Consider the following 24,137-nt stretch of genomic DNA (forward strand, 5'->3'; position numbering starts at 1 on the left):
CGAGAATGGCGTTGATGAGCGTCGATTTCCCGCAGCCGGATTCGCCGACCACGCCGACGCTGCGGTTGGCTGGTACGGAAAAGCTCACCTGCTTCAGCGCTTCCAGCCACCCGTTCTCGGTGTGGAAGGCGACGCTCAAATCTCTGACCTCGAGAACCGTCATGAGCGTCCCTTCAGCCGGGGATCGAAGAGGTCGCGCAGCGTCTCGCCGAAGAAGGTGAAGCCGAGCGTGGTCAGCACGATCGGCAGGCCGCCGGCAATCACGATCCAGTAGGAATCGCGGATGTTGGCGAAGCCGTCATTGAGGATTGCGCCCCAGCTCGGCGTCGGCGGCCGCACGCCGAGCCCGAGGAAACTCATTCCGGCCTCGATCGCCACCACCACGGGAATGTCCATCGATATCAGGATCAGGATCGGGCCGATGATGTTGGGCAGGATATGGACACGCAGGATGCGGCCCGCACTGGCGCCCATCGAGCGTGCCGCCATGACATGTTCGGCTGACTTCAGCACCAGCGTCTGGGTTCTGATGATGCGGGCATAACCCGGCACATTGACCAGCATCACCACCAGCACCACCGCGTAGAGCGAGGGGCCGAACAGGGTGACCAGCGTCAGCGCCAGCATGACGGTGGGAAAGCTCTTCACTGCATCGAAGATCAGCAGCAGCACATTGTCGAGCCAGCGCGGCCCATAGCCGGCGATCAGCCCCAGCACGACGCCGACAACCAGCGACACCGCTGTCGCGCCGAGCGCAATCAGCAATGCAACGCGTCCGCCGTATAGGACGCGAGTGAGAAGATCGCGGCCGAGATGGTCGGTGCCGAGCAGGTGAATGAGGCTGGGCGAAGCGAAGCGTTCGGCCGGCGATATCTTGCTCGGCGCATAGCTGGTCAGGGCGCTGGCGAACACCGCCGACAGCACCACCACCGTCACCAGCGTCAGGCCGACGGCGCCGAGCGGCTCGCGCATGATGCGGCGCACGGTGCGCCAGATCATGCCGAGACGGCTGCTGCGGGAGGGCAGCTCAGTTGAAACTTGATCTGACACGGGGATCCAATAGGCCGACCAGGATGTCGGCCGCTACGTTGACGAGGACGAAGAAGACCGTGGTGACCAGCACGGCTCCGGAAACGATGGGGTAGTTGCGCACCGAAATCGCCTCATAGACCAGCTTGCCTATGCCGGGGCGGGCGAAGACGATTTCGGCGAAGACGGAAGATGACAGCATGTGGCCGATGCCGACGCCGAGCAGGGTGATCGTCGGCAGCACGGCGATGCGCAGCGCGTAGGTGTAGACGATCCGGTGCTCGGTCAGACCGAAGGCGCGCGCCGTGCGGATATGGCTGGCCTCCAGCGTTTCCAGCATCGAGGCGCGCACCATGCGTGAGATGTAGCCGATCCAGCCAAGCCCGACCGCCAGCGACGGCAGGATGAGGTGCTGGAGCCGGCTGGCGAGGTCGCCCGGTTCGCCGGCGCCGATCGCCGGCAGCCATTGCAGCGCGACCGCAAACACCAGCAGCGAATAGATGGCGACGACGAAGGACGGCACGGCGATCATCGCCACCGACAGCACGCCGATCACCTGATCGACAAAGCCCCCGCGCCGCACTGCCGCGATGCAGCCAAGCGGGATGCCGAGCGCCACCGACCAGGTGATGCCGCCGACCACCAGCGCCAGCGTGAACGGAAGCTGTTCCATCACCACATCCAGCACCGGCCGGTTCGACAGAACCTCGGTGCCGAGGTCGCCGCGCAGGACCGATCCGTAGAAGTGCAGGAACTGCCGCCACACCGGCTGGTCGAGGCCCATGCGTACGCGCAGCGCCTCCATCATCTCCGGCGTCGCGCGCGGCCCCAGCGCGACGGAGGCCGGGTCGCCCGGAATGAGGTAAACCATGGCGAACATCATCATCATGGCGACGCTGATGATGATGGCGCCAAGCCACAGACGCTTGAGGGCGTAGCGGATCATTTTCGGTACCTGTCGGATGGTCTTTGGCGGGGACGAGTCCCGCCCGCCGATATCATGCCGGTTTGAAATCGGTGAACACGGGTTCGCCATTCGGCTTCAGGCCGGCCACAAGCGTGTCTCGATTCATGATGCCAGTGACCTCATGCGTGAGGAAAACATAATTGCCGTTCTCCTCCATCAGGTCCTGCAGCTTCTTGTAGATGACATCGCGCTTTGCCGGGTCGAGCTCGACCATGCCTTCGGCATTGAGCTTGTCGAACTCCTCGCTGGAAAAACGCTCCCAGTTCCAGACGCCGATCTGGTCGCGCGTGAACCAGGCTGTCGCCCAGCTCGGGTCCGGCTGCATGGAGAAGCGGCTGATGATCATCTGCAGCTTCTTGTAGTAGTCGCCTTCCTTGGCGCCCAGCGTCCAGAAGGTGCCGCTGTCGTTCTGCTTGATCTCCACGGTGAGGCCCACATCCTGCAGGTTCGACTGCACGACCTGCGCCGCGGTCAGGCGCTCCGTCTTGTTGAGAATGTCGAGCGTGATCGTCGCGCCGGCCAGTCCTTCCTTGGCGATCATGTCGCGGGCACGGTCCGGATCGAAATCGAACAGGTTCTTCTCGCGATGGCCGGGCAGGCCGGGCGCGATGATGCCGGTGGCCGTTGCGGCGGCGCCGAAATAGGCGGCGTCGACCACCGCCTTGCGATCCACGGCGTACTGAACCGCGCGGCGCATGTTGGGATTGTTGAAGGGAGCGACATCCTGGTTCATGCCGAGCCAGACAAAGGCCAGCGAAGGCTTCTCGACCACGGTCGTCTTTGGCGGCGGTGTCTGCTTTAGCCGCGAGATGGAGGAGACCGCGGTCCAGGTGTAATCGAGGTCGCCGGCTTCGTAGCCGAGTTCGGCGGTCTTCTCATCCTCGATCGGATGGATGTGGATTTCTGCGAAGGCGCCTTGCTCGTACTTCCAGTCGGGATTGCGCACCAGCACGGTGCGCTGCTTGGGCAGCCATTCCTTCAGGATGTAGGGGCCCGACTGGGCCACCGGCTTGACGCCCATCTTGCCACCGAGTTCGGTGATGGCGCGCTTCGACAGGATGGTGCCGGACGGCGTCGGCAAGGTCGACGTCCACAGCGGCGCGAAGGCCTGCTTCAGGTGGATCAGCCCCGACAGCTTGTCCTTGACCTCGACTTCCTTGAGCGTTGCCCAGTCGCCGGAATAGGGGCTTTTGTTGGCGGGGTCGGCGATGCGTTCGATCGAAAACTTGACGTCTTCGGCCGTCATCTGGCCGTAGCCGTCGGTGAAGCCGATATTGTCACGCAACTGGAAGGCGACGGTCAGCGGATCGAGCTGCTTGATCGTCTCTGCCGCCATCGGCCGCCAGCCCCAGCTGTCGCCCGGCGTGGTGACGACGAGGCCGGCGAAGATGACGCTGGTGATGTCGCCTTCGGGTGCCGCCAACCGGAAACAAGGGTCGAGCGTCTGGATGTCGGCGTAGGATCGCACCTTAAGGATCGGCCCGTCGCTCGACCAGGAAACTCGTGGATTGACCATTGAGGCGAGGCCGAAAGCGCCGGCTCCGGCAAGCAGGCTGCGGCGCGAAACCTTGGCGTTGGCTAGGATGGACATGCTCTACCCCTCTGCTGTTTTCGTTGTCTTGTTTTCAGGCCGCTGGCCATTCTCCAAGCCGGGCCGAATGTGTCGGTCAGCTAAAACTGCTAATAATAGACACGTATGTCTAGCGAAAATTTTGCCGGCATGTCCGAATCTTGGATACGAGCGATCTTGCGGAAAATCTCCACATCTGTTCCGACCCCGCCGGCGCGTCGACTTTGGCAAGCGGGCGGGCGAAATGTGATCGCCCACACGGCGCGGCCTGGCCTCGCCATTCGGTGGGACCTGGATCAAGTGCTTGAGCGGAGATGCGCCTCTCTGCTTCCCTTTACTTCCAGATTTCAGCCGCCAGGCGCATGAAATTGCCGCCCAGGACGTCGCGCACGGTCTGCTCGGACTGGCCGCGGCGCAGAAGAACCTCGGTCAGTTCGCGCATCTGACCTGGAGCCGCGTAGGTCGTCGCCCCTTCCGGATATTCGCTCTTGGGCCAGAATTGCGGATTGTCGGAAATGATACGGTCGATGCCTTTGACGTCGACGGGGAAGGCGTAGTCCAGCCCGATGCCGACATGATTTGGGCCAGCCATGTCAACGAGATATTCGATGTGGTCAGCCAGCCTGTCCGAGTCCGTGCGTCCCTCTCCCAGGAAACGATTGAGCCCTACGATCGCGACTATGCCGCCGGTGCGCGCGCAGGCCTTGATCTGCTCGTCGGTGATGTTGCGGCCATGGCCGCACAGGGCCTTGGCGTTGGAGTGCGAGAAAATAACAGGGCGGTTGGAGTACTCCATCACCTCCATCGAGGTGCGATAGCCGGTGTGGGTGACGTCGACGAACATGCCGAGTCGGTTCATCTCGTCGATGACCTGGCGGCCGAACGCCGTCAGGCTGGTCTCGACATCGTGGCAACCGCCGCCGGCGAGGTTGTTCCTGTTATAGGCGAACAGGATCTGGCGCACGCCCAGATGGTGATAGAACTCCACCATCTCGATGCGGCCGTCGAGTGCGTTCATGCCCTCGATGTCGAAGGTGATCGCCAGTTTGCCCTCGAGCTTGGCCTTGCGGATTTCCGCGACCGAGGAGACCAGCGTGTAGTGCTCGGGATTGGCAAGGATCCAGTGACGGAAATTTGCGAGCGTCCGCACTGTCTGCTCCCAGGGCAACAGGTCGAAGCCGACATCGATGGACAGATAGTCGATGCCGGCGTCGCGCCAGATCTGCAGATTGTTCAGGTCCGCAGCTGGGTCCGGCATGAAGCCGGAATGTGCGTCCCATATGATTTCAGTGTCGAAAATGGCCTTGGCGGCAGTCGAAACGCTCACTTTTTCCTCACTCTCTTGGCAACGCCGACACGACGGAAGGCCGGATCAAGCGGCGTTCCGGACGTGCGATCCAGATGCAGTGCGCCTCAAGTATCAGGCCACAGACACATGTGTCTAGACAGCTCCGAACGGGCCTATATGGTCGCCGTCGCTGCATGTCGCTCCGACCGGACCATCGGCAAAAGGGAGAACAAAGATGAGCTCAAACGGAAGCCATGGCGGGAGCGATAGCAGGCATATCGCCGTGATCGGCGGCGGCATTATCGGCTGCAGCGCGGCTTTCCATTTGCTGCGGTCCGGCGTGCGCCAAGTGACGGTCATCGATGCCGGCCAGCCGGGTGCCGCAACCACAAGCGCTGGTGCTGGCTTCGTCTCCCATTGGTCCGCCGGCATGATCCCGCTTGGCGAAGAGGGCCTTCAGCTGCAGCAATATGGCCTCGATTTCTATCGCAGGCTGCACGAGGTCGGCGTCGAGATCGGCTATCGGCCGAACGGCACCTTGGTCATGGCGCTGACCGAGGACGGGCGCGAGCGTTTCGTCCGACCGGTGCTGGACTCTCCTTATGCACCGCCGGAAATGCAGGATTTGAACGCCGCGCAGATCGGCCAGAAGATGCAGGGCCTCATCGATCCGGCGCGGGTCCATTCGGCCGCCTACAATCCGCATGGCATCCAGCTCGACACCAAGCTGGCGATGGGGGTACTGACCGGCCAGATCAGCGAGCTCGGCGGTGTTTTTCGCAGCGGCACACGCGTAACGGCCGTCCATGATGCCGGCGATCGGGTGACCATCGAGACCGATCAGGGCAGCCTTGAGGCTGACGGCGTGATCGTTGCCGCCGGCGCCTGGAACAACCAGGTCATGTCAGGCCTCGGCTGGAAGTTGCCGCTGCTGCGCGTCGTCGCAACGCGCATCGTCACCGACGATCGCGGGCTGCCGTCGACCATTCCCACGGTCCAGTGCCGCGAATTGCGGCTGTGGCTGCGCGAAACATTCGGCGCCGTCATGTGGGGAACCGGCCGGCATTACAAACCTCTCTACAAGACCGACGACAACGAGATCGAACCTGGCCAGCCGCACAATATCGAGCTGATGCGGGAGACCTCCGAGCAGGAGCTTGCCGAGTTGCAGACTGTGTTCCCGCCGCTGCGCGGTTCGACGATCGCGAGCTGGGCGCAAGGCGTGCCGTGCTACACGCCCGACAACGGCCTTGTCGTCGGCAAGGTGCCCGGCAGCGACAATGTCGTGGTCGTCGGCGGCGACAATGAGAGCGGCGTCACCCATGGACCGGGTCTTGGCCGGCTATCCTGCGAACTGGTCCTCGGGCACACCCCGTTCGTTTCCGCCGAGCGGTTCCGTGTCGATCGCTACGCCTCCGATGCCTTCAAGTCGGAGGCCGAGATCGAGGCCGCCATGCCGGCCTGGGGCGCGCGTCATGAAGCGTCGCGGTTTGGTCGCGAGGCCTGATCTGTTAGCTGTCGCCGACGCTGGCCAGCAGCGCCTGCGCCACCGCCCTGACCACCGGGCCGGCATTCTTCCTCATGACGATGTGGAAGGAGCCGGCGTGGCGACGCGAGGTTTTCGTCAGCCGGACGAGCTGGCCGCGACGCAGATGCTCGTCGGCAAACCCCGCCCAGGCGAGCGCAGCTCCGCGCCCGGCGATGGTTTCATGGATCATCGACATGTAGCTGGTGAACCGAGGCCCATCGAGTTTCCGCTCGGTTCCGATCCATGACTGCCAACTGTCGATCGCGCCGGGCGGCGTCACTTGGTGCAGCAGCGGCACCGCCAGGAAAGCCTCGGGGTCCTCCGAGGCGAGCCCCGGGTAACGCGCCAGGAACGCCGGTGCGCAAACCGGGAACCATTCGCCGTCGAGCAGTTTGTCGGCCACGAATTCGGGCCATTGCCCGGCTTCGCCGAAACGGATCGACAGCGCCACTTCGGGCTGGTCGAAATCCCTGTAATCGGTGGATGTCTGCAAAAGCACCCGGTCGCCGGCCACCCGCGATGTGATGAGGTCGAAGCGTGGCATCAGCCATGCCTGCGCGAAATCGTGGCTGCAGCCGACCACGAATGTATCGCTGTCGTGCGCGGTCAAATCCTCGACCGCTTGCCTGATGGTGCCGAGACCCTCGCGGATCGCTTCGGCCAGCGTGTTGCCGGCCCCGGTGACGGCGACGCGGTTGCCTTTGCGCGTGAACAGCTCGACCGACAACTGGCGCTCGAGGTTGGCGACATGCCTGCTGACCGCCGATTGTGCGATGTTGAGCTCCTGCGCGGCCAGCGTCAGCCCGCCATGCCTGGCGGCAGCCTCGAAGACGACCATGGCGTTCAGCAGGGGAAGCGATGTCTTGAGGGTTTTCACGATCCGAACCTGCATTCATGCCTTTTCGATATGGAGGTCTATTATTTCTGTATTTGCCGCAAGCCTTTCCGCATCGCACACTCTATCGAAAAATCATCCTAACGCCAGCGAGCAGAAAGGTGTTTGCCGTGCAGGCCTACACACCGAACAGCCAGCCTATCGACAGAAGCGAGACCGTCAGGCTGATCGACCGGCAACGTCCGGACTGGTCGCTGGAACAGGCCTTCTATGCCGACCCTGCGATCTTCGCGCTGGAGCGTGACTTGTGGTTCCCACGCCAATGGATGCTTGTCGCCCATGCCAGCGAGGTGCCTGAAAAGGGCCGCTACATCGTGCGCCAGCTGTTCGACGAGGAGATCATCGTCGTGCGCTTCGGCGATGGCGAGGACGACATCGCGGCCTATTACAATGTCTGCACCCATCGCGGCTCGCGGCTCTGCGCCAAAGATGGTCGCGGCAAGCTTCTGGTCTGCCCCTATCATGCCTGGTCGTTCAGGCTGACCGGTGAATTGCAGTCGCGGCAGGATCTGCCGGCAAGCGTCGATCCGGAAGCGCTGGGACTGCACCGCGTGCCCTGCAAGGGTTTCGGCGGCCTCGTCTTCTGCGGCCTCGATGCTAGTTCGCTGCCCGACATCCAGCCTGTCGCGGACGGGCTGACGGGCGGCTTGCGCGAAAACGGCCTCGACCGTGCACGCATCGTCGCCCGCAAGAATTATCTGACCAAGGCGAACTGGAAGCTGGTGCTCGAGAATTTTCTCGAATGCTATCACTGCCGGCCGGCTCATCCCGAATATTACCGCGTCAACGGCCATGTCAAAGTGACCGCGACCCGCGATGCCGACAAGGCGGTCGAGTGGCAGAACGAAATCGAGGCCTGGCACAGCGTCATCGGCGATGCCGAGTTCCACAAGGGCGCATGGCAAGCAGGCGACCTCGACACGATGCCGTTTGCCATGCACCGCAAGCCGATCGGCTCCGGCCGTAACACGCTGTCCAATACGGGCGAGGGGCTCTCGTGCCTGATGGGTGGTCGTCACGCCTATGATGGCGGCGAAAGCGGCTTTCGCCTCGGACGCCTGTCGTTTGCAAGTGCTGCCAATGATTATGTCACGCTGTTCCAGATGATACCGCGCAACGCCATGGAAACAGACGTCATCCTGACCTGGCTCGTCGACAAGGATGCCGATAACGACATCGACGCCGATGCGATCAGCTGGATGTGGGACGTCACCACGGTGCAGGACAAGAAGATCACCGAGGACAATGCCGACGGCATTATGTCCCGTGCCTACCGGCCAGGCCCCTACACGCCGCTGGAAAGCCAGACCTCGTTCTTCGTGCAGACCTATCTGTCGGAACTGCGCTCGCTGATCACCGGCACGCGCGGCGCGACCGTCAGCCAGTGGTCCGCGCCGAAGGAACTTTTCGCATCGCCGAAGGCGGCGAGCTGCAACACGCGGCTCTGACCCGCGGCCGAAGATGCCTCTTTGAGGCGTCGCATTCCGATGCCATATGAAGGTGGCCGACGGAATGTTGCGGGAGAGACAGTTTATGACCAAAGGTTCGGACTTGTTCGTCGCGGCCCTCGAGAACGAAGGGGTCGAACGGATTTTCGGCATTCCCGGCGAAGAAAATCTCGATATCGTCGAATCCATCCGCCGCTCCTCGATCCAGCTGATCCTGACCCGCCACGAGCAGGCAGCCGCTTTCATGGCCGCCACCTATGGCAGGCTCACCGGCAAGGCAGGTGTGTGCATCACCACGCTTGGCCCAGGCGCGCTCAATCTTTCGACCGGTTCGGCCTATGCGCTGCTCGGCGCGATGCCGATGATCATGATCACCGGCCAGAAGGGCATCCTGTCATCCCGGCAAGCGCGCTTCCAGATCGTCGATATCGTCGCGGCGATGAAGCCGCTGACCAAGCTGTCGCGCCAGATCGTCTCGCCGAAGATGATCCCCTCGCTGGTGCGCGAAGCTTTCCGTGTCGCCCAGGAAGAGCGTCCCGGCCCCGTACATCTTGAACTGCCGGAAGACATTGCGGCGGCCGAGTGTGAACCGATCGCGCTGGTGCCGACGCACCCCGTCGAACTGCCGCTGGCCAGCCCGGGCGCGCTTGATCGCGCCGCCCGTATGATCATGGAAGCCAGGCGTCCGCTGTTGATGTTCGGCGCGGCGGCGTCGCGACCGCGCGTGACCCCCGATGTCGCGCAGTTCGTGCTGCGCACGCAAATTCCCTATTTCACCACGCAGATGGGCAAGGGAACCGTGCCCGGCGGCACGGAGCTCTATATGGGAACGGCAGCCCTTTCGGAGCGCGACTATGTGCACGAGGCCATCGAGCAGGCCGATCTGATCATCACCATCGGTCACGACACCGTGGAGAAGCCGCCCTTCATCATGGGAGCGAAGGGGCCGAAGGTCATTCATGTTGGCTACCAATCAGCCGATGTCGAGCAGGTCTATTTCCCGCAAGCCGAAATCGTCGGCGACCTCGGCCCTTCGCTGGCGCTGCTGGCCGACCGCATCGAGGGCAAGATCCCCAACGCGCAGGCCCTGCTGCCGCTGCGCGAAGGCATTCTGAGCCGGATCGCCGCGCGCGCCACCGAAGATCGCTTCACGCCGCAGCGCATCGTGCACGACGTGCGCGCCGTGATGCCGGCCGACGGGATTCTCGCCCTCGACAACGGCATGTACAAGATCTGGTTTGCGCGCAACTACCGGACGCGCATGGCAAACACGATCCTGCTCGACAATGCGCTGGCCACCATGGGCGCGGGCTTGCCGTCGGCGATGATGGCGGCACTACTCTATCCGCAGCGCCGTGTCATGGCCATCTGTGGCGATGGCGGGTTCATGATGAACAGCCAGGAACTGGAAACCGCCGTCAGGCTCAAGCTCAACCTCGTCGTCCTGCTGCTCGAAGACCATGCCTACGGCATGATCCGCTGGAAGCAGGCGGTTGGCGAATTTCCGGATTTCGGCATGACCTTCGGCAATCCCGATTTCGTCAAGTATGCCGAGGCCTATGGCGCCAAGGGGACCAGGGTTGCGGAGATCGCCGACTTGCGGCCGGCGCTTGAAAAGGCCTTCACCGGCGGCGGCGTGCATCTCGTCGTCGTGCCCATCGACTATTCCGAAAACACCAGGGTGCTCGTCGACGAATTGCGCGAGCGGCTGCCAGCGCCGCAGACGCCCTGACGGCAGCGACAAGCCGCCGTCAGGATTGCTTGGGCGGAAGACCCTACACCTTGCAGTAAGGCGTCACCGGCTCGATGGTGCCGAAGTCCTTAGCGATCTCGTAGCCGATGCCGTCGGCCGCCGCCTTGCCTACATAGGAATGGCACAGCGTGTGGTTGTTGGTGGCGTCGACACGAATCTTGCCTTGCGGTGCGTCGAACTCGATCGACGGCAGCGCGGCCAGCACATCATCGTCCTTCAACGATCCAGCCTTCTCGGCGGCCAGCGCATAGAGATGCAGGCCGTTGTAGCCGGCCTCGCCGATGCCGTTGACCATCTTCTCCTGACCGAACTTCTCGCGGAAGCTCGAGATGAACTTCTTGTTGACCGGGTTGTCGAGCGCCATCCAGTAGGGTTGCGGCGCATAGGTGCCGGCCGCCACGCCGGGCGGCAGCGCGTCCTTGTTGAAGACCTCGTCGAGCGGGGCGATCAGCGGCTGCTTGATGTCGAAGCTGCGATACTGCTTGAGCTGGGTGACGGCGTCGTTGCCGACCACCATCGACCAGACGACATCGGGCTTCAGTGACTTGATCTTCTGGAAGGCCGGGCCGAAATCGGTGGTGCCGAACGGATAGTAGTCGGCGCCGATGATCTTGCCGCCGGCCTTCTCATAGGCCGCCGTGATCGCCTCGGTCATCTTCTGCGGCCAGGCATAGTCCGAAGCCATGACATAGATCGTCTTGCCGAGGTTCTCGGCCACCCACGGCATCATCGGGTCGACCTGCTGCATCGGGATCGGGCCGGTGGCGACGAAGTAGCGGTTGCATTCGCCGCCTTCGAAATTGGTCGGGTAGAAGAACAGCTTCTTGGCCTTCGAGGTGACCGACAGCGTGGCGCTGCGTTCGGGCGAAATGATCGTGCCCATGATCACGTCGACCTTGTCTTCGTTGATGAGCTTGCGCGCCTTGTCGATGGAGCCCTTGGTCGTGGTCTGGTTGTCCTCGATGATGAGCTCGACCTGGCGTCCGCCAATGCCGTTGGCGGCGTTGAGCTCGGCGGCGGCCAGCTTGTAGCAATTGAGCAGCGTCTCGCCGAGGATCGCCTGCAGCCCGGTGATCGGGATCGACAGGCCGACCTTGACGGTGTCGGCGGCGCGCAGGATCGACGGCGCGCCGACGATGGCGAAGGCGGCCGCGGCGCCGCCGGATTTCAAGACAGTTCTTCTGCTTATCATTGTTGTGTTCCCTTCCAGTCCCAGGCGCGCCCCATGCACGCCTTACAAAGCCAACAGGTCCAGGCGCGCTTCGGGCGGGCCCTATAAAGCCAACAAATCCTTGAGCAGGGTCTCGTCGGCGAACGCCTCCGGCGCGCCTTCATGGACGATCCTGCCCTTCTCCATCACCAGACAACGGTCCGATGCCTTGAGAACGAGATCGAGATTCTGTTCGACCAGAACGATCGCGATGCCGCGCTCGCGGGCTATGCGCGGCACCAGTTCGGCGATCGACTGCACGATGTTCGGCTGGATGCCTTCCGAGGGCTCGTCGAGCAGCAGCACCGACGGCAGACCGCAGAGTGCGCGGCCGATCGCCAGCATCTGCTGCTGGCCGCCCGAAAGCGTGCCGGCGACCTGCGCTTCGCGTTCGCGCAGGATTGGAAAATAGCCGAAGATGTCGGCCGGAATGCCGCCGTCGCCACGGTCCTTGGCGGCGCGGGTGCCGACTTCCAGGTTTTGCCGCACCGTCAGCTGGTTAAAGATCCCGCGCCCCTGGGGCACATGCGCGATGCCTGCGCGCGCGCGGCGGAAAGCCGGAGCGTTGGTGAGGTCCTGGTCGCGGAGGATTATGGCGCCGCCGCTTGCCCGCAAGCCGCCGGCGATGACGCGCAACAGCGTCGTCTTGCCGGCGCCGTTGCGGCCGAGCAAGCCGATCACTTCGCCCGGCGCGACGCTGAGGTCGATGCCGTTCAGCACGGGGAGCAGACCGTAGCCGGCCGACACCGCCATTGTTCGCAGCATGATCAGCGCCTCCCCAGATAGACATCGCGGACCATCTCGTCGGTCTCGATGTCATGGAAAGGACCGCTGCGCAGCCGGCGTCCCTGATGCAGCACCAACGTCTCGCAGTTCAGCGCCCGCACGAAGCGGATGTCGTGCTCGACGGCAACAATCGAGAACTCGCCCTTGAGGCGCAGCAGCATCTGCGCCGTCGCCAGCGTCTCCTGCGGCGTCATGCCGGCAGTGGGTTCATCGAGCAACAGCAGGCGCGGCTCTATCGCCAACGCCATCCCGATCTCCAGCCATTGCTTCTGGCCGTGCGCGAGCTCGCCGGCCAGCGTGGCGGCACGGTTACCGAGCGCGACCAGTTCCAAGAGTTCACCAACCGGGCGCACAGGCGAAGGCGCGCCCCAGCGCGCGACCTTCAGATTGTCCTCCACCGAGAGGTTCGGGAAGACCGAGGGTATCTGGAATTTGCGGGCGATGCCGAGCCGGGCGATGCGATGCAGCGGCAGTCCGGCGATGTCATGGCCGAGGAAGCGCACGCTGCCGCTGGTCGGACGCAGCGTGCCCGTCAGCACGTTGAGGAAAGTGCTCTTGCCAGCGCCGTTCGGCCCGATGATGCAGCAAAGCTCCTTGTCTCGTACGGTGAGGTTCAGAGCCTCCAGCGCCTGCAGTCCGCCAAAGCGGATACCGACATTTTCAGCCTGCAGCAGGATGTCGCTCATTGCGCGCGCCTCCTGCCCTTGAACAGGCCTTTCAGCCGCGCGTAGATCGACAGGATGCCATCCGGCAGGACGAAGACGATGATGACGAAGACACAGCCGAGCAGAAGGGGCCATAGGCTCGGGTTGAAGCTGCTGATCGTCTGCTGCGCGCGCTGAATGAAGATGGCGCCCAGTACTGGCCCAAGCAGCGTGCCGCGTCCGCCGACCGCCACCCAGACGACAACTTCCGTCGACAGAAGCAGCCCGGACAGATCGGGTGCCACCAGCCCGGCCATGCAGACATAGAGGGCGCCGGCAAGGCCGGCGATCGCCGCCGACAGGACGAAAGTGACAAGCAGCCGCAACGGCGCATTGTGGCCGAGCGCGGCCGCCCGGATTTCATTGTCTTGAATGGCGGTCAGCACCGTGCCCCAGCGGCCACGGCTGATCAACCAGAGCGCCAGCACCGTCATGGCGACGATGGCCGAGACGAAGATGTAGCTGGGCAGATCCTGGCTGAGATCGACGTGCAGCCCGCCAAGATCGAACTCGATCGGCGGGATGCCGATCAGGCCGCTGTCGCCGCCGGTAACCGAGCTCCAGGAGACCGCGGCCTGCTGGCAGATGACGCCCATGGCCAGCGTGACGATGGTGAAATAGCTGCCACGGATGCCGCCGAAGAACAGGAAGTAGCCGATGATGGCGGCGACGAAGGCCGCACCCGCCACCGCACCCATGATGCCGAGTAAGCTTCCAAAGGGGATGGCATCATTGAGTGTGACCAGCGCCATGATGTAGCCGCCGATGCCGAAAAAGGCGGCGTGGCCGAAACACAGGATTCCGGTGCGGCCCCAGAAGAAGTCGAGGCTCGCCGCGAAAAGGCCGAAGATCAGCGCGTCGCGGATCACCGTCAGCTGATAGCCGCCGGCAAAGAACGGATAGATGATCGCGAGCGCCACGCAGGTGGCGAAGATCAGCAGCCAGTTGCGATCACGGGCGATCATCGCGACGCTCCGTTGAACAGACCGTTGGGCCGCAGACGGACAGCGACGATAGCAGCCAGCAGCACGATCGCCTGCGCCAGCGACGGCGAGATCTGATAATTGAGGATGCTGGTCAGCCCGCCGACGAAGACGCTGCCGGCGACAAGGCCGCCAATCGAGCCGACGCCACCGACGATGACGACGAAGAAGGCGTTGGCGAGATAGTTCACCCCCATCTGCGGCAGCACGATCGCCAGTGGCGCGACCAGTCCGCCGGCAAGCCCGGCGATGGCCGCGCCGAAGGTGAAGGCAATGGCGTAGGTACGCCGCGTGTTGATGCCGACGCCCTCGGCCATCTCGCGGTTCTGGATGACGGTTCGGATATCGAGGCCGAAGGGCGTCCGGCTGATCAGCAGGATGACGCCGAGCAAGGTCAGCATGGCGATGCCGATCAGGATCAGCCGGTAGGCCGGATAGACGGTGAAGACGAGATCGAGCGTGCCCTCGATCGGCGGCGTCACCGGCTTGGCGCCGAGGCCGAAGGTCAGTTCCAGCCCTTGCTGCAGGATCAGGCTGACGCCCCAGGTGGCGAGCACGGTCGAGACAGGCCTGGAATAGAGATGGCGGATGATGGCGAATTCGAGGATACAGCCGACCACCGCGCCGGCGATGGGCGCCGCAGCCAATCCCAGCCAGAACGAGCCGCCCATGCTCTGGACGAAATAGACCGCGAAAGCACCGACGGTGACGAACTCGCCATGCGCCAAATTGGTGACGTTCATCAGGCCGAAGCTGATCGCCAGCCCGAGCCCGACCAGCATCAGGATGCTGATCAGCGTCAGAGCATTGAGCAGCGTGGTGATGAGAAAATCCATCGCGTCAGGCCGCGCTTGCGAGACGTTGGCGCAGGCCGGCGAGCAGCCCCTCTGCGGCATCGATCGCAGCAGCCTGGTGTGGCTGCAGATCCTGCCCAGCCCACTCGTCGATATGGTCCGACAGCGGATCGACCACTTCGGTACGGTGATTGGCCAGCGTCTCGATGACGGCATGGCCGCAGAACGGCACATAACCTTCGGAGTAGCCGCCCTCATGGGTCATGATCAGGCGTCCTTGCGATGTTTCCGCGGCCAACGCCACCATGCGCGCGGCGAGCCGCCTGAAGCATTCGCTGTTGAGCATCATGCGGCCGAGCGGATCAAAGCCTGACGCATCGAAGCCGGAAGCGACGATGACGAGGTCCGGTCTGTAGGCGCGCAGCGCAGGTGCGATGACGCGGTCGAAAGCCGCTTCATAGGCGCCGGTGCCGCTGCCCCCCGGCAGAGGTATGTTCATGTTGTAGCCTTTGCCGGCATCTTTCCCGTTGTCGGCCAGCGCACCGCGCCCGGTCGGGTAGAGATTGTCCTGATGCACGGAAATGGTCAGCACCGACGGGTCGGAATAGAACACCGTCTCGGTACCGTTGCCGTGGTGCACATCCCAGTCGACTATCGCCGCGCGCCCGAGCAAACCTTCATGCTGCAGCCGGCGGACAGCAACGCCGATGTTGGAGAACAGGCAGTTGCCCATCGCCTGGTCGGGTTCGGCATGATGCCCCGGCGGCCGCGCCAACGCATAGGCATTGTCGACGCGGCCGGTCAGCACCGCGCGCATGGCGGCATAGGTGGTGCCGGCAGACAGCAGCGCGATGTCGAAGCTGTTGAGACCGATCGGCGCCTGTGGTCCGGCGAAACCGGAGCCACGCTCGCTCAGCATGCGGATATCGTCGACATGGCGTTGCGTGTGCACGCGCAGCAGGTCCTCGATCGAGACTGGCTCTGGGATGATCGGCACCAGATGACGCGACAGGCCACTGACCTGGATGAGGTTGTTCAGCCGGCGCTTCGAGCCGGGCGATTCCAGATGGCGGCCGGGTTCCACGAAACGGCCGGGCGGCATCATGTCGGCGCTGGGGCCGGTGTCGTGCCACATCAGCTGTTCGTGAAAAACGTAGCCTGTCGCCATCCGCAGCGTCCTCCGAAAACCAGGTGACGCTAGCAGGCTGACGATCATGTGGCCCGACCCGAAAGAGGGGTTGTGCCCGTTATTCTATACCCCTCCTTTCGGAGGGGGATGGGCGCCTGCTGACCCTTGCGCGGCGCGCACCGCCTGCACCCGGTTGGATACCGCAAGCTTGCCGAAAATGTTCTTCAGGTGCCATTTCACCGTGGTTTCGCTCACCGACAGCGCCAAGGCGATATCGCGATTGGACATGCCCTCAGTGAGATAGCGCAGCAGTTCGGCCTCGCGCTGGGTGAGCTGTTCCTTCTCAGCGGTTGGTGCGGTCAGTTTGCTTGTCGCGACAGGCATCGCCTGCGCGGCATCGATGATGCGCGTCGCATAGGCTGACAGCGCGGGATCGGTCTTCGCCTGAGCCGCACGCAGCCGCCTCAACCCTTCGACGACAGGCCTTCCCTCGTCGACGAAGGAACGGATGAAGCCTGACGGCTGGGCAAGACGCAGTGCTTCGAGGAGATTGCGGTCTGCCTCGCGTTGGTCGTGGGCAGCGCTGGCAGCCTTGGCGTCCAGGATCAGCGCGAGGATATGGCGGCGCATGCGCCCGCTGCTTTTCGTTCGCACCAACAATTCGTCGAAAATTCGGGCGGCCGCGGCATAGGATTTCTCGGCCGTCAGCAGGCGGCCTTCGGCGAAGAACTCGAACTCGTTGGCTGTGGTGATGGCCATCGAAGCCTCGGTCCCTTCGCCGCGATGCTCGGTCAGCAGCGCGCGCGCCTCGACATTGCGGTTCTGGTCGAGCAGCACACGTATGCGGTCATGCACGATCATCGATGCCAGGCGGCGATAGACGGTGCCGCGCACGCGTTGATAGATGCGCTCAAGCATATCCAGTGCCGCTTCGGTGCGGCCGGTCAGCTGCAGCACGCGGGCATAGGTCGGCACGCTGGCCAAGGGATAGACGATCACCGCAGCGCCTTCGATCTGCGGTCCGAGATTCTCGACCAGCGTCAACGCCTCGCCCGACGCATTGGTCTCGTAGGCGAGTTCGGCAAGCAGCGTTCCGGCTAGGGCTTCGGCATAGGAGTTTGCACCGATCCGCGCCCTGGCCTCGATGATGGCGTTGCGCAGCAGCCGCTCTGCGGCGGGCAGGCGGCCCGCCGAACGCTCGATCACGGCCATGTAGCAATTGGCGATGGTGACGCCGAGCAGGCTGCCGCTTCGCTCGTGCGCCCGTCGTGCCGCGTCGATCGCGGCGCGGGCACCTTCGAGGTCGCCCAGCGCATAGAGGTTGTAGCCTATGACGTTGGCGGTCGCGCCCTCCATGAACCAGGCATCGGGCGCAATGACGCGCAGGGCCGCAAGGGCTGTGTCGCGCGCCTGATCGAACTGCTCCAGCGTGCTGTGCACGGCAGCGGCGAGGACCACGAGCTCGGCCTTTATCGTCGTGCCGGTCATGGTGCCCGGGTCACTGCCGTCGGCCGGTCCGGCCTCGACCAGCTTGCGCGCGTTGCTAAGCGTCTGCTGCGCAATCTCGGGTTGGCTGCTGTGCACCGCCAGCCACAGCACGACGAGTTGCAGCCGGATGCGCTGGTCAATCAGCGTCCTCGGCAGCAGCGCAAGCAACTGACGCACATAGAGGAGCTGGCACTGGGCGATGAGGTCGAGCGCATTGTTCTCGACGAACACCGCCGCGCGGGCATGGTCGCCGGCGGCCAACGCGTGCCCGATCGCCTCTGTCAGCATCTTGCGCTCGCCGAACCATTCGGCGGCCGCCAGATGCAGCGGCGCGATCATCTCCGGTTCGCGCCGCTCCATTTCGCGGCTGAGGAAATCGCGGAACAGATGATGGTAGCGGAACCAGCGCCGTTCTTCGTCGAGCGGCACCAGGAACAGGTTGCGCGTCTCGATCTCGGTAATCGCCGCCTCGGCATCGGCCGCCCGCATCACCGCTCGGCAGGCCTCGGCACTGAAGCGTTCGAAGATCGAACTGTAGAGCAGGAATTTTGCGATTGCCGGCGGCAGTTCCAGGAACACTTCGCCCATCAGGAAGTCGGCGACGTTTCGGTTGGCGCCGGTGAAGTTGCCGATGACGGTTTCGGGTGCATGTGCGGCACTCAGCGACAGCGAGGCCAGTTGCAGGCCGGCGGCCCATCCTTCGGTGCGCGAGCACAGGGTTTCCACCGCACCGCTGCTGACGCTCAAGCCCAGCTTGTCGTTGAAGAAGGCTTCCGCTTCTGACGAGGCGAAGCGCAGATCGTCCGGGCCGATTTCGAAGACGTCGCCAAGCACCCGGAGCTTGCCGAGCTGCAGGTCGGGCAGGCTGCGCGAGCCGATGACGAAGGCGACGTTTGCCGGCGCCTGCCGGGTCAGACGCTCCATGAACCGCTTCACCGCCGGCGCCTCGACGGCGTGGTAATCGTCGAAGAACAGGGTGATGTCGGCCTGGCGCGCCGCCAGACCCGCCACAAGTGCCGAGAGCACGACATCGAGCTGGGGGATCGGGCTCGACTGGAAGGCGAGGTCGAGTTCCGCTGGGCTCTGGACGAGATGGCGGAGCGCGCCAACCAGATGCGACAGGAAGGCGCCCTCGTCATTGTCGGTTGCCTCGCAGGACAGCCATGCGGTCAGCCGGCCGTGGCGCGCGACTTCCGCGGCCCATTGCGACATCGTCGTCGATTTGCCGAAGCCGGCCGGCGCGGCGAACAGCACGATGCGCGTGTCGATATGGCGCTCCAGCGTCGACAGGATGGTCTCGCGGCGCACCCATCGGCGATGGTGCGGCGACGCTTGGCTGACGGATTGCGGGGCTGTTCTCATCTAGGTCCGCGCAACTTGTCGCTTTTCCGGGGAAAGCGCGGCTCCCTTGCCATTGCTCCACTCCGTTTCGATCAGCGGAATCTGCGGTGCGGCATCGCGCGGCAAGGTTCCCTTGATCCGGGGATCGTCGACGATCTCAAATCCGGTCGCGAACGGCACGAACCCGCAGGCACTGTAGAACCCGATGACACTGTGATGATCGAAGCTGCTTGTATGCAGCCAGATGCGGCTCGGGTTGAGACACCATGCGAGGTCCAGTGCCCCGGCCATCAGCCGTTTGCCGAAACCCCTGCCGGTCAGGGACGGGAACAGGCCAAAATAGATGATCTCGATCTCGCTGCTGTCGGCGACGAAGAATTCGACCATACCGAGATGGGCGCCGGTCTCGTCATGGCCGTAGTAGAGATGCTGGCGCGGGTCGGCGAAATGCTCGGTGATTTCGGCATCGGACATTTCGGAAACACGGTCCCAAAGCCAGGGCGCGCCGATCTCGAGGAAGATCGCCCGATAGGAAGCGCAGTCGGGCGTCGTGATCCGTGTCATGGCCAAGGGGTGCGCGAGATCGGGCTGCGGCGAGCGCGCCTCCATCCACGTCACGGCATTGGCAAGCTTGCCCGCCGGCAGGCGATGGTAGCCAATGGCGAGATCGGTGATTTCGGCCGGCATCATGTCTTCGGTGATCAACGCATTCCCCGTCATGTCTTCCAGAGATAGCAGTATCGGCTTGCTGCATCCGATGCCAACTCCCCAAGACCATGGCAGCATCGAACGGCAAACCTTGGACTGAAAGTTTGGCGCGTATGCCTCTTGCATTTCACAGGAATGGCATATGAGATATGATACACCATTCAGAAGAAAGTGAAATATGATGCCTGAGCGGATTGCGGACGAGGCCATTCTGAGCGCGGTCGATGACGGCTTCGCGCGGCAGGTAGCGTTTCTGCAAGAGCTCGTGCGTTTTCCTTCGCAGCGTGGCGAGGAACATGCCGCACAATCGTTCATGGCGGCTGCCTTTGAGGCTGACGGCTATGCCGTCGACATGTGGCGCGTCGATGTCGATGCGATTCGCGACCTGCCGGGTTTTTCACCCGTGGCAGTTTCTTATGACGACGCCTTCAATGTCGTTGCCACGCATACGCCGCGAAACGCGACCGGCCGCTCGCTGATCCTCAACGGCCATATCGATGTCGTTCCGACCGGACCGCTCGACCGCTGGGTGCGCGATCCCTACGACCCGGTGATCGAGGACGGCTGGATGCATGGCCGCGGCGCCGGCGACATGAAGGCCGGCCTGTCCGCCTGTCTCTATGCGCTGGCCGCCTTGCGCAGCCTTGGCTATCAGCCGGCCGCGAACGTTTACCTGCAGTCGGTGGTCGAGGAAGAATGCACCGGCAATGGCGCGCTTGCCTGCCTGCAGCGCGGCTACCGCGCCGACGCCGCCTTCATTCCCGAACCGCTGGAGCCGAGGCTGATGCGGGCGCAGGTCGGGCCGATCTGGTTCCGGGTCGAGGTCGACGGCGACCCGCAGCATGCGTCGGGTGCATTTTCGGCCGGGGCCAATGCCATCGAAAAGGCATTTGTCATCATCCAGGCGCTGAAGCAACTCGAAATCGTCTGGAACGCGCGCAAGGTCGACGACAAGCATTTCCATGATCACCCGCACCCGATCCGCTTCAATCTCGGCAAGATCGAAGGGGGCGAATGGACATCGAGCGTTCCGGCGCGATGTGTCTTCGAGATGCGCGTCGCCACCTATCCCGGCCAGAGGCTCGAAGACGCGAGAGCCGAGCTCGAGGCCTGTATCGCCGAAGCGGCGCGTGCCGATCCGTTCCTGGCCAATCGTCCGCCGAGCCTCACCTACAACGGCTTCATGGCCGAAGGCTATGTGCTGGAGGATGCCGACGAGATGGAATCCGTGCTGCGCCGCAGCCATACCGCCGTCTGGGGCGAGCCGCTGACGGAACACGTCACCTCGGCGACGACGGATGCACGCTTCTTCGGCCTCTATGCCGACACGCCGGCGATCGTCTATGGCCCGATCTGCCGCATGCCGCATGGTTATGACGAGGCGGTCGATCTCGACTCGGTGCGCAAGGTCACCCAGACCATCGCGCTGTTCATCGCCGACTGGTGCGGGCTTGAACCTATCGAGGCTAAGCCATGAATGCGGCCGTCCCCGATGCGTTCGGCGAAACACTCGCCGAGGACGCGCCTGATGTTTCGGCGGCCGAAGCGCTCGCCATCCTGCGCCGGTACTATGGGCTGACCGGCACCGCGCGTCCGCTGCCTGGCGAACGCGACCACAATTTCCACATCCAGGCCGACGGCGAGCGTGAGTTCGTTCTAAAGATCTCCCATCCGGCGGAAGAGGCCGGCTTCACCGATTTCCAGAACAAGGCGCTCGACCACATCCTTGCAGTCGACTCCACCTTGCCGGTTCCCTCGGTGCGCAAAAGCCTTGAAGGCGAGCCGCAATTTGCAGCCAGTGTTGGTGGATCGGCGCCGCGCATCATCCGGCTGGTGGCTTATCTGCCCGGTCAGCTGCTGTCGCGCTCGCCGACTTCCGATGCGCAGGATCGCAATCTCGGCATCTTCCTCGCCCGCCTTGGCCGGGCGCTGCGCGGCTTCTTCCACCCGGCCGCCGGCAGCGACCTGCTCTGGGACATCCGCAAGGTCGCCAAGACACGGCCGATGATGGCGCATATCAGTGATCCGAGCCGGCGGGCGATGGTCGAGCGCGCGATCGACTCCTTCGAGCAGCATGCGGCGCCGGTCATCCCCACCCTGCGCGCGCAGATCGTCCACAACGACATGAACTCCTACAATGTGGTGATGGACGCGTCGCGGCCGGAAATCGTCAGCGGCATCCTCGATTTCGGCGACATGATCCATTCGCCGCTGATCTGCGACCTCGCCGTCGGCGCCGTCTATCGCTGGCCGGCGGAAGGCCATCCGCTGGCGCCGGCCGCGCGCTTCGTCGCCGGCTATCAGTCCGTGCAGCCGCTCGAGGAGGAAGAGATCAGCATTCTCTTCAATCTGATCCGTGCCCGCCTTGCGCTCATCGTCAATATCGCCAGTTGGCAGGCCGAGCGCTTCCCGGCCAAGCGCGACTATGTGCTGCGCCTCGCCACCGAGGTCTGGGCCTCGCTTGAAAAGCTGGATGGTCTGTCATCCACCGATGCCCGCCGCTATTTTCTCGACAATTCCAATCCGGAGTAAATGCTCGTGTCCCAGTCCTCGCCATATCCTTCAAATGCCGACGCGGCAGCATCGGAGCGCGCGCTGCTCGAGCGCCGCGCCAGGCTGCTCGGGCCGACTTATCGCGCCTTCTACCGCAACCCGATCCATCTGGTGCGTGGCAGCGGTGTGTGGCTCTACGATGCCCAGGGTCGCAGATTCCTCGACGCCTATAACAACGTCGCCTCGGTCGGACACTGCCATCCGCGTGTCGTCGAGGCGCTGTCGGCGCAGGCCGCCACGCTCAACACCCACACACGCTATCTCAGCGAGATCATCCTCGACTACGCGGAGAAACTTCTCGGCACCGTGCCGGCCCATCTCGGCCATGCCATGTTCACCTGCACCGGCAGCGAGGCCAACGACCTCGCCATCCGCATCGCCCAGCATTCCAGCGGCGGCACCGGGGTGATCATCACCGACTTTGCCTATCACGGCGCCACCATCGCGACGGCGCAGCTGTCGCCGGCGGCGGTCGGGGCAAAGGGCGTGCCCGCGCAGCACCGCACCGTGACAGCGCCGGACACGTTCCGCGACCATGGCCGGGCCGCACATGATTTCGCCAGAAATGTCGCTGCCGCCATCGAAGATATGCGCGCAAAGAATATCCGGCCGGCCGCATTGCTTCTCGACTCGGCCTTTTCCAGCGATGGCATCTTCTTTCCGGATGCGGCGGTAATGCGCGAGGCGGCCGACCATGTAAAAAAGGCCGGCGGCATCGTCATTGCCGATGAGGTCCAGTCTGGCTTCGGCCGGCTCGGCCAGGGCATGTGGGGCTTCGCGAATTACGGCGTCGAGCCCGACATCGTCACGATGGGCAAGCCGATCGGCGATGGGCACCCGATGGGTGCCGTGCTGGTGCGGCCGCAACTTGTCGCCTCCTTCGGCTCGAACACCGGTTACTTCAACACTTTTGGCGGCAATCCGGTCGCTGCCGCCGTCGGCCTCGCCGTTCTGGAGGTGATCGAAGGCGAAGGACTGATCGAGAATGCGCGCAATGTCGGCGCCTATACGGCTGAGCTGCTGCGCGCCCTGCAGAGCCGGCATGGCGCGGTCGCCGATATCAGGCACAACGGCCTCTATTTCGGTGTCGAGCTGACGGCGGACGGTGACGAGGCGCTGGCCGCCACCAAGACATCGGCGGTCGTCGAAGCCATGCGCGAGGACGGCGTGCTGATCTCGTCCTGCGGTCCGCGCGGCAATGTGCTGAAGATCAGGCCGCCACTGCCGTTTGCCAGGGACAATGCCGAGCAACTGGCCGAGACGCTCGATCGCGCTTTGTCGAACTAGTGATCGGAGCGGGCCGCGCATGCTGAAGCTCGAACATCAGACCCTGAATGACCGCGCCTATGGTGCGCTCAAGCAGGAATTGATTTCGGGTGGTTTCAGCCCGGGGCAGACGCTGGTTATACGCAAGCTCGCCGAGACGTTCGGCATCTCGACCACGCCAATCCGCGAGGCGCTGCAGCGGCTTGTCGCCGAGCGACTGCTCGAGATGCAGAACAACCGCTCGGTCATCGTGCCGTTGCTGTCCGCGCCTGCCTTCGAGGAACTGACGCGCATCCGTATCGCCGTCGAGGGACTGGCGGGCGAGATGGCGGCGACCAGGATGAGCGAAAGCGGGCTGGCTGACATACAGGCGACGCTCGCCGGCATGCAGCGTGCCATCGAGGCCGGCGACGCCAGGGCCTATCTCTCGTTGAACGAGGCGTTCCACTTCGCCATCTACCAGCATGCCGGCGCGCCGATCCTTTTGAACATGATCCGCGACCTCTGGGGGCGGGTTGGGCCTTATCTCAAGCTGCTGATGCAGGCCGATCGCTACATCCCGCACTCCAACGACGCGCATCGCAAGATCGTCGCCGCACTGGAGCAGCGCAGCGGCCCCACTGTGCGGGTCTTCATAGAAGAGGACATCGCGATGGCGGCCGCCGTGCTGTCGGCAAACCTTGACGCTGCCAGGTAG

The 24,137-nt window shown here is 63.8% G+C and carries 20 protein-coding genes and 1 pseudogene; 7 read left to right on the forward strand and 14 right to left on the reverse strand.

Annotation, left to right across the window (positions count from 1 at the left end; all coding sequences use genetic code 11):
• Position 1: 1 nt before the first annotated feature.
• The 5 genes and pseudogenes from AC0L24_RS01085 to AC0L24_RS01105 form a co-directional block, all read right to left on the reverse strand.
• Positions 2-163: pseudogene (locus tag AC0L24_RS01085) on the reverse strand (ATP-binding cassette domain-containing protein); the annotation flags it as partial.
• The gene (locus AC0L24_RS01090; protein WP_127811120.1) at positions 160-999 is read right to left on the reverse strand and encodes an ABC transporter permease; all 840 of its coding nucleotides are present in this window, start codon (positions 997-999) and stop codon (positions 160-162) included. The gene AC0L24_RS01090 and the pseudogene AC0L24_RS01085, both read right to left, overlap by 4 nt.
• 28 nt (positions 1,000-1,027) lie before the next feature.
• Positions 1,028-1,975 carry an ABC transporter permease gene (locus AC0L24_RS01095; RefSeq protein WP_127265323.1) on the reverse strand — a complete coding sequence of 316 codons (948 nt, stop codon included), beginning with the start codon at positions 1,973-1,975 and terminating at the stop codon, positions 1,028-1,030.
• 52 nt (positions 1,976-2,027) lie between these two features.
• Entirely contained in the window at positions 2,028-3,587 is a 1,560-nt protein-coding gene (locus tag AC0L24_RS01100; RefSeq protein ID WP_127811118.1) for an ABC transporter substrate-binding protein, read from the reverse strand.
• Between the two features lie 313 nt (positions 3,588-3,900).
• A complete protein-coding gene (locus AC0L24_RS01105; RefSeq protein ID WP_127811117.1) occupies positions 3,901-4,893 on the reverse strand; it encodes a dipeptidase in 993 nt (330 codons plus the stop codon).
• A 196-nt stretch (positions 4,894-5,089) separates the two neighbouring features.
• Between AC0L24_RS01105 and AC0L24_RS01110 the strand changes: the two genes are divergently transcribed.
• A complete protein-coding gene (locus AC0L24_RS01110; protein WP_127811116.1) occupies positions 5,090-6,361 on the forward strand; it encodes an NAD(P)/FAD-dependent oxidoreductase in 1,272 nt (423 codons plus the stop codon).
• Between the two features lie 4 nt (positions 6,362-6,365).
• On the opposite strand, the gene AC0L24_RS01115 is transcribed toward AC0L24_RS01110, so the two are convergent.
• On the reverse strand, positions 6,366-7,274 hold the full coding sequence (locus AC0L24_RS01115) for a LysR family transcriptional regulator (protein WP_164873897.1): 909 nt from the start codon (positions 7,272-7,274) through the stop codon (positions 6,366-6,368).
• A gap of 113 nt (positions 7,275-7,387) precedes the next feature.
• Here AC0L24_RS01115 and AC0L24_RS01120 point away from each other — a divergent pair, with 113 nt between their 5' ends.
• A complete protein-coding gene (locus AC0L24_RS01120) occupies positions 7,388-8,725 on the forward strand; it encodes an aromatic ring-hydroxylating oxygenase subunit alpha (RefSeq protein ID WP_164873896.1) in 1,338 nt (445 codons plus the stop codon).
• A gap of 85 nt (positions 8,726-8,810) precedes the next feature.
• Complete coding sequence (locus AC0L24_RS01125; RefSeq protein ID WP_473563332.1) at positions 8,811-10,457, forward strand: acetolactate synthase large subunit; 1,647 nt, start codon at positions 8,811-8,813, stop codon at positions 10,455-10,457.
• Positions 10,458-10,500: 43 nt separating this feature from the next.
• On the opposite strand, the gene AC0L24_RS01130 is transcribed toward AC0L24_RS01125, so the two are convergent.
• From AC0L24_RS01130 to AC0L24_RS01165, 8 genes are all read right to left on the reverse strand, one after another.
• The gene (locus AC0L24_RS01130) at positions 10,501-11,670 is read right to left on the reverse strand and encodes a substrate-binding protein (RefSeq protein WP_127327020.1); all 1,170 of its coding nucleotides are present in this window, start codon (positions 11,668-11,670) and stop codon (positions 10,501-10,503) included.
• An 81-nt stretch (positions 11,671-11,751) separates the two neighbouring features.
• Complete coding sequence (locus AC0L24_RS01135; protein WP_127811113.1) at positions 11,752-12,453, reverse strand: ABC transporter ATP-binding protein; 702 nt, start codon at positions 12,451-12,453, stop codon at positions 11,752-11,754.
• 2 nt (positions 12,454-12,455) lie between these two features.
• Positions 12,456-13,160, reverse strand: coding sequence for an ATP-binding cassette domain-containing protein (locus AC0L24_RS01140; protein WP_127327022.1), 705 nt, complete (start codon positions 13,158-13,160; stop codon positions 12,456-12,458).
• Positions 13,157-14,143, reverse strand: a complete 987-nt coding sequence (locus tag AC0L24_RS01145) for a branched-chain amino acid ABC transporter permease (RefSeq protein WP_127811111.1) — start codon at positions 14,141-14,143, stop codon at positions 13,157-13,159. The genes AC0L24_RS01140 and AC0L24_RS01145 overlap by 4 nt, the downstream gene beginning before the upstream one ends.
• On the reverse strand, positions 14,140-14,997 hold the full coding sequence (urtB, locus tag AC0L24_RS01150; RefSeq protein WP_127270111.1) for an urea ABC transporter permease subunit UrtB: 858 nt from the start codon (positions 14,995-14,997) through the stop codon (positions 14,140-14,142). Before urtB ends, AC0L24_RS01145 begins: the two co-directional genes overlap by 4 nt.
• A gap of 4 nt (positions 14,998-15,001) precedes the next feature.
• The gene (locus tag AC0L24_RS01155) at positions 15,002-16,123 is read right to left on the reverse strand and encodes a class II histone deacetylase (protein ID WP_127267844.1); all 1,122 of its coding nucleotides are present in this window, start codon (positions 16,121-16,123) and stop codon (positions 15,002-15,004) included.
• A gap of 84 nt (positions 16,124-16,207) precedes the next feature.
• Positions 16,208-18,934 carry a winged helix-turn-helix domain-containing protein gene (locus AC0L24_RS01160; RefSeq protein ID WP_127811110.1) on the reverse strand — a complete coding sequence of 909 codons (2,727 nt, stop codon included), beginning with the start codon at positions 18,932-18,934 and terminating at the stop codon, positions 16,208-16,210.
• On the reverse strand, positions 18,935-19,633 hold the full coding sequence (locus AC0L24_RS01165) for a GNAT family N-acetyltransferase (protein ID WP_127811109.1): 699 nt from the start codon (positions 19,631-19,633) through the stop codon (positions 18,935-18,937).
• 169 nt (positions 19,634-19,802) lie between these two features.
• Here AC0L24_RS01165 and AC0L24_RS01170 point away from each other — a divergent pair, with 169 nt between their 5' ends.
• The 4 genes from AC0L24_RS01170 to AC0L24_RS01185 are packed head-to-tail and all read left to right on the forward strand — an operon-like array spanning position 19,803 to position 24,137.
• Positions 19,803-21,098 (forward strand): ArgE/DapE family deacylase, encoded by a 1,296-nt coding sequence (locus tag AC0L24_RS01170; protein ID WP_164873894.1) that lies wholly within the window; start codon positions 19,803-19,805, stop codon positions 21,096-21,098.
• Positions 21,095-22,153, forward strand: a complete 1,059-nt coding sequence (locus AC0L24_RS01175) for a phosphotransferase (RefSeq protein ID WP_127811107.1) — start codon at positions 21,095-21,097, stop codon at positions 22,151-22,153. Before AC0L24_RS01170 ends, AC0L24_RS01175 begins: the two co-directional genes overlap by 4 nt.
• Positions 22,154-23,461: an aspartate aminotransferase family protein gene (locus tag AC0L24_RS01180; RefSeq protein ID WP_164873893.1), complete on the forward strand. Its 1,308-nt coding sequence runs from the start codon at positions 22,154-22,156 to the stop codon at positions 23,459-23,461.
• Between the two features lie 19 nt (positions 23,462-23,480).
• A complete protein-coding gene (locus tag AC0L24_RS01185; RefSeq protein ID WP_127327028.1) occupies positions 23,481-24,137 on the forward strand; it encodes a GntR family transcriptional regulator in 657 nt (218 codons plus the stop codon).

The sequence above is a fragment of the Mesorhizobium sp. WSM4809 genome (assembly GCF_055811655.1).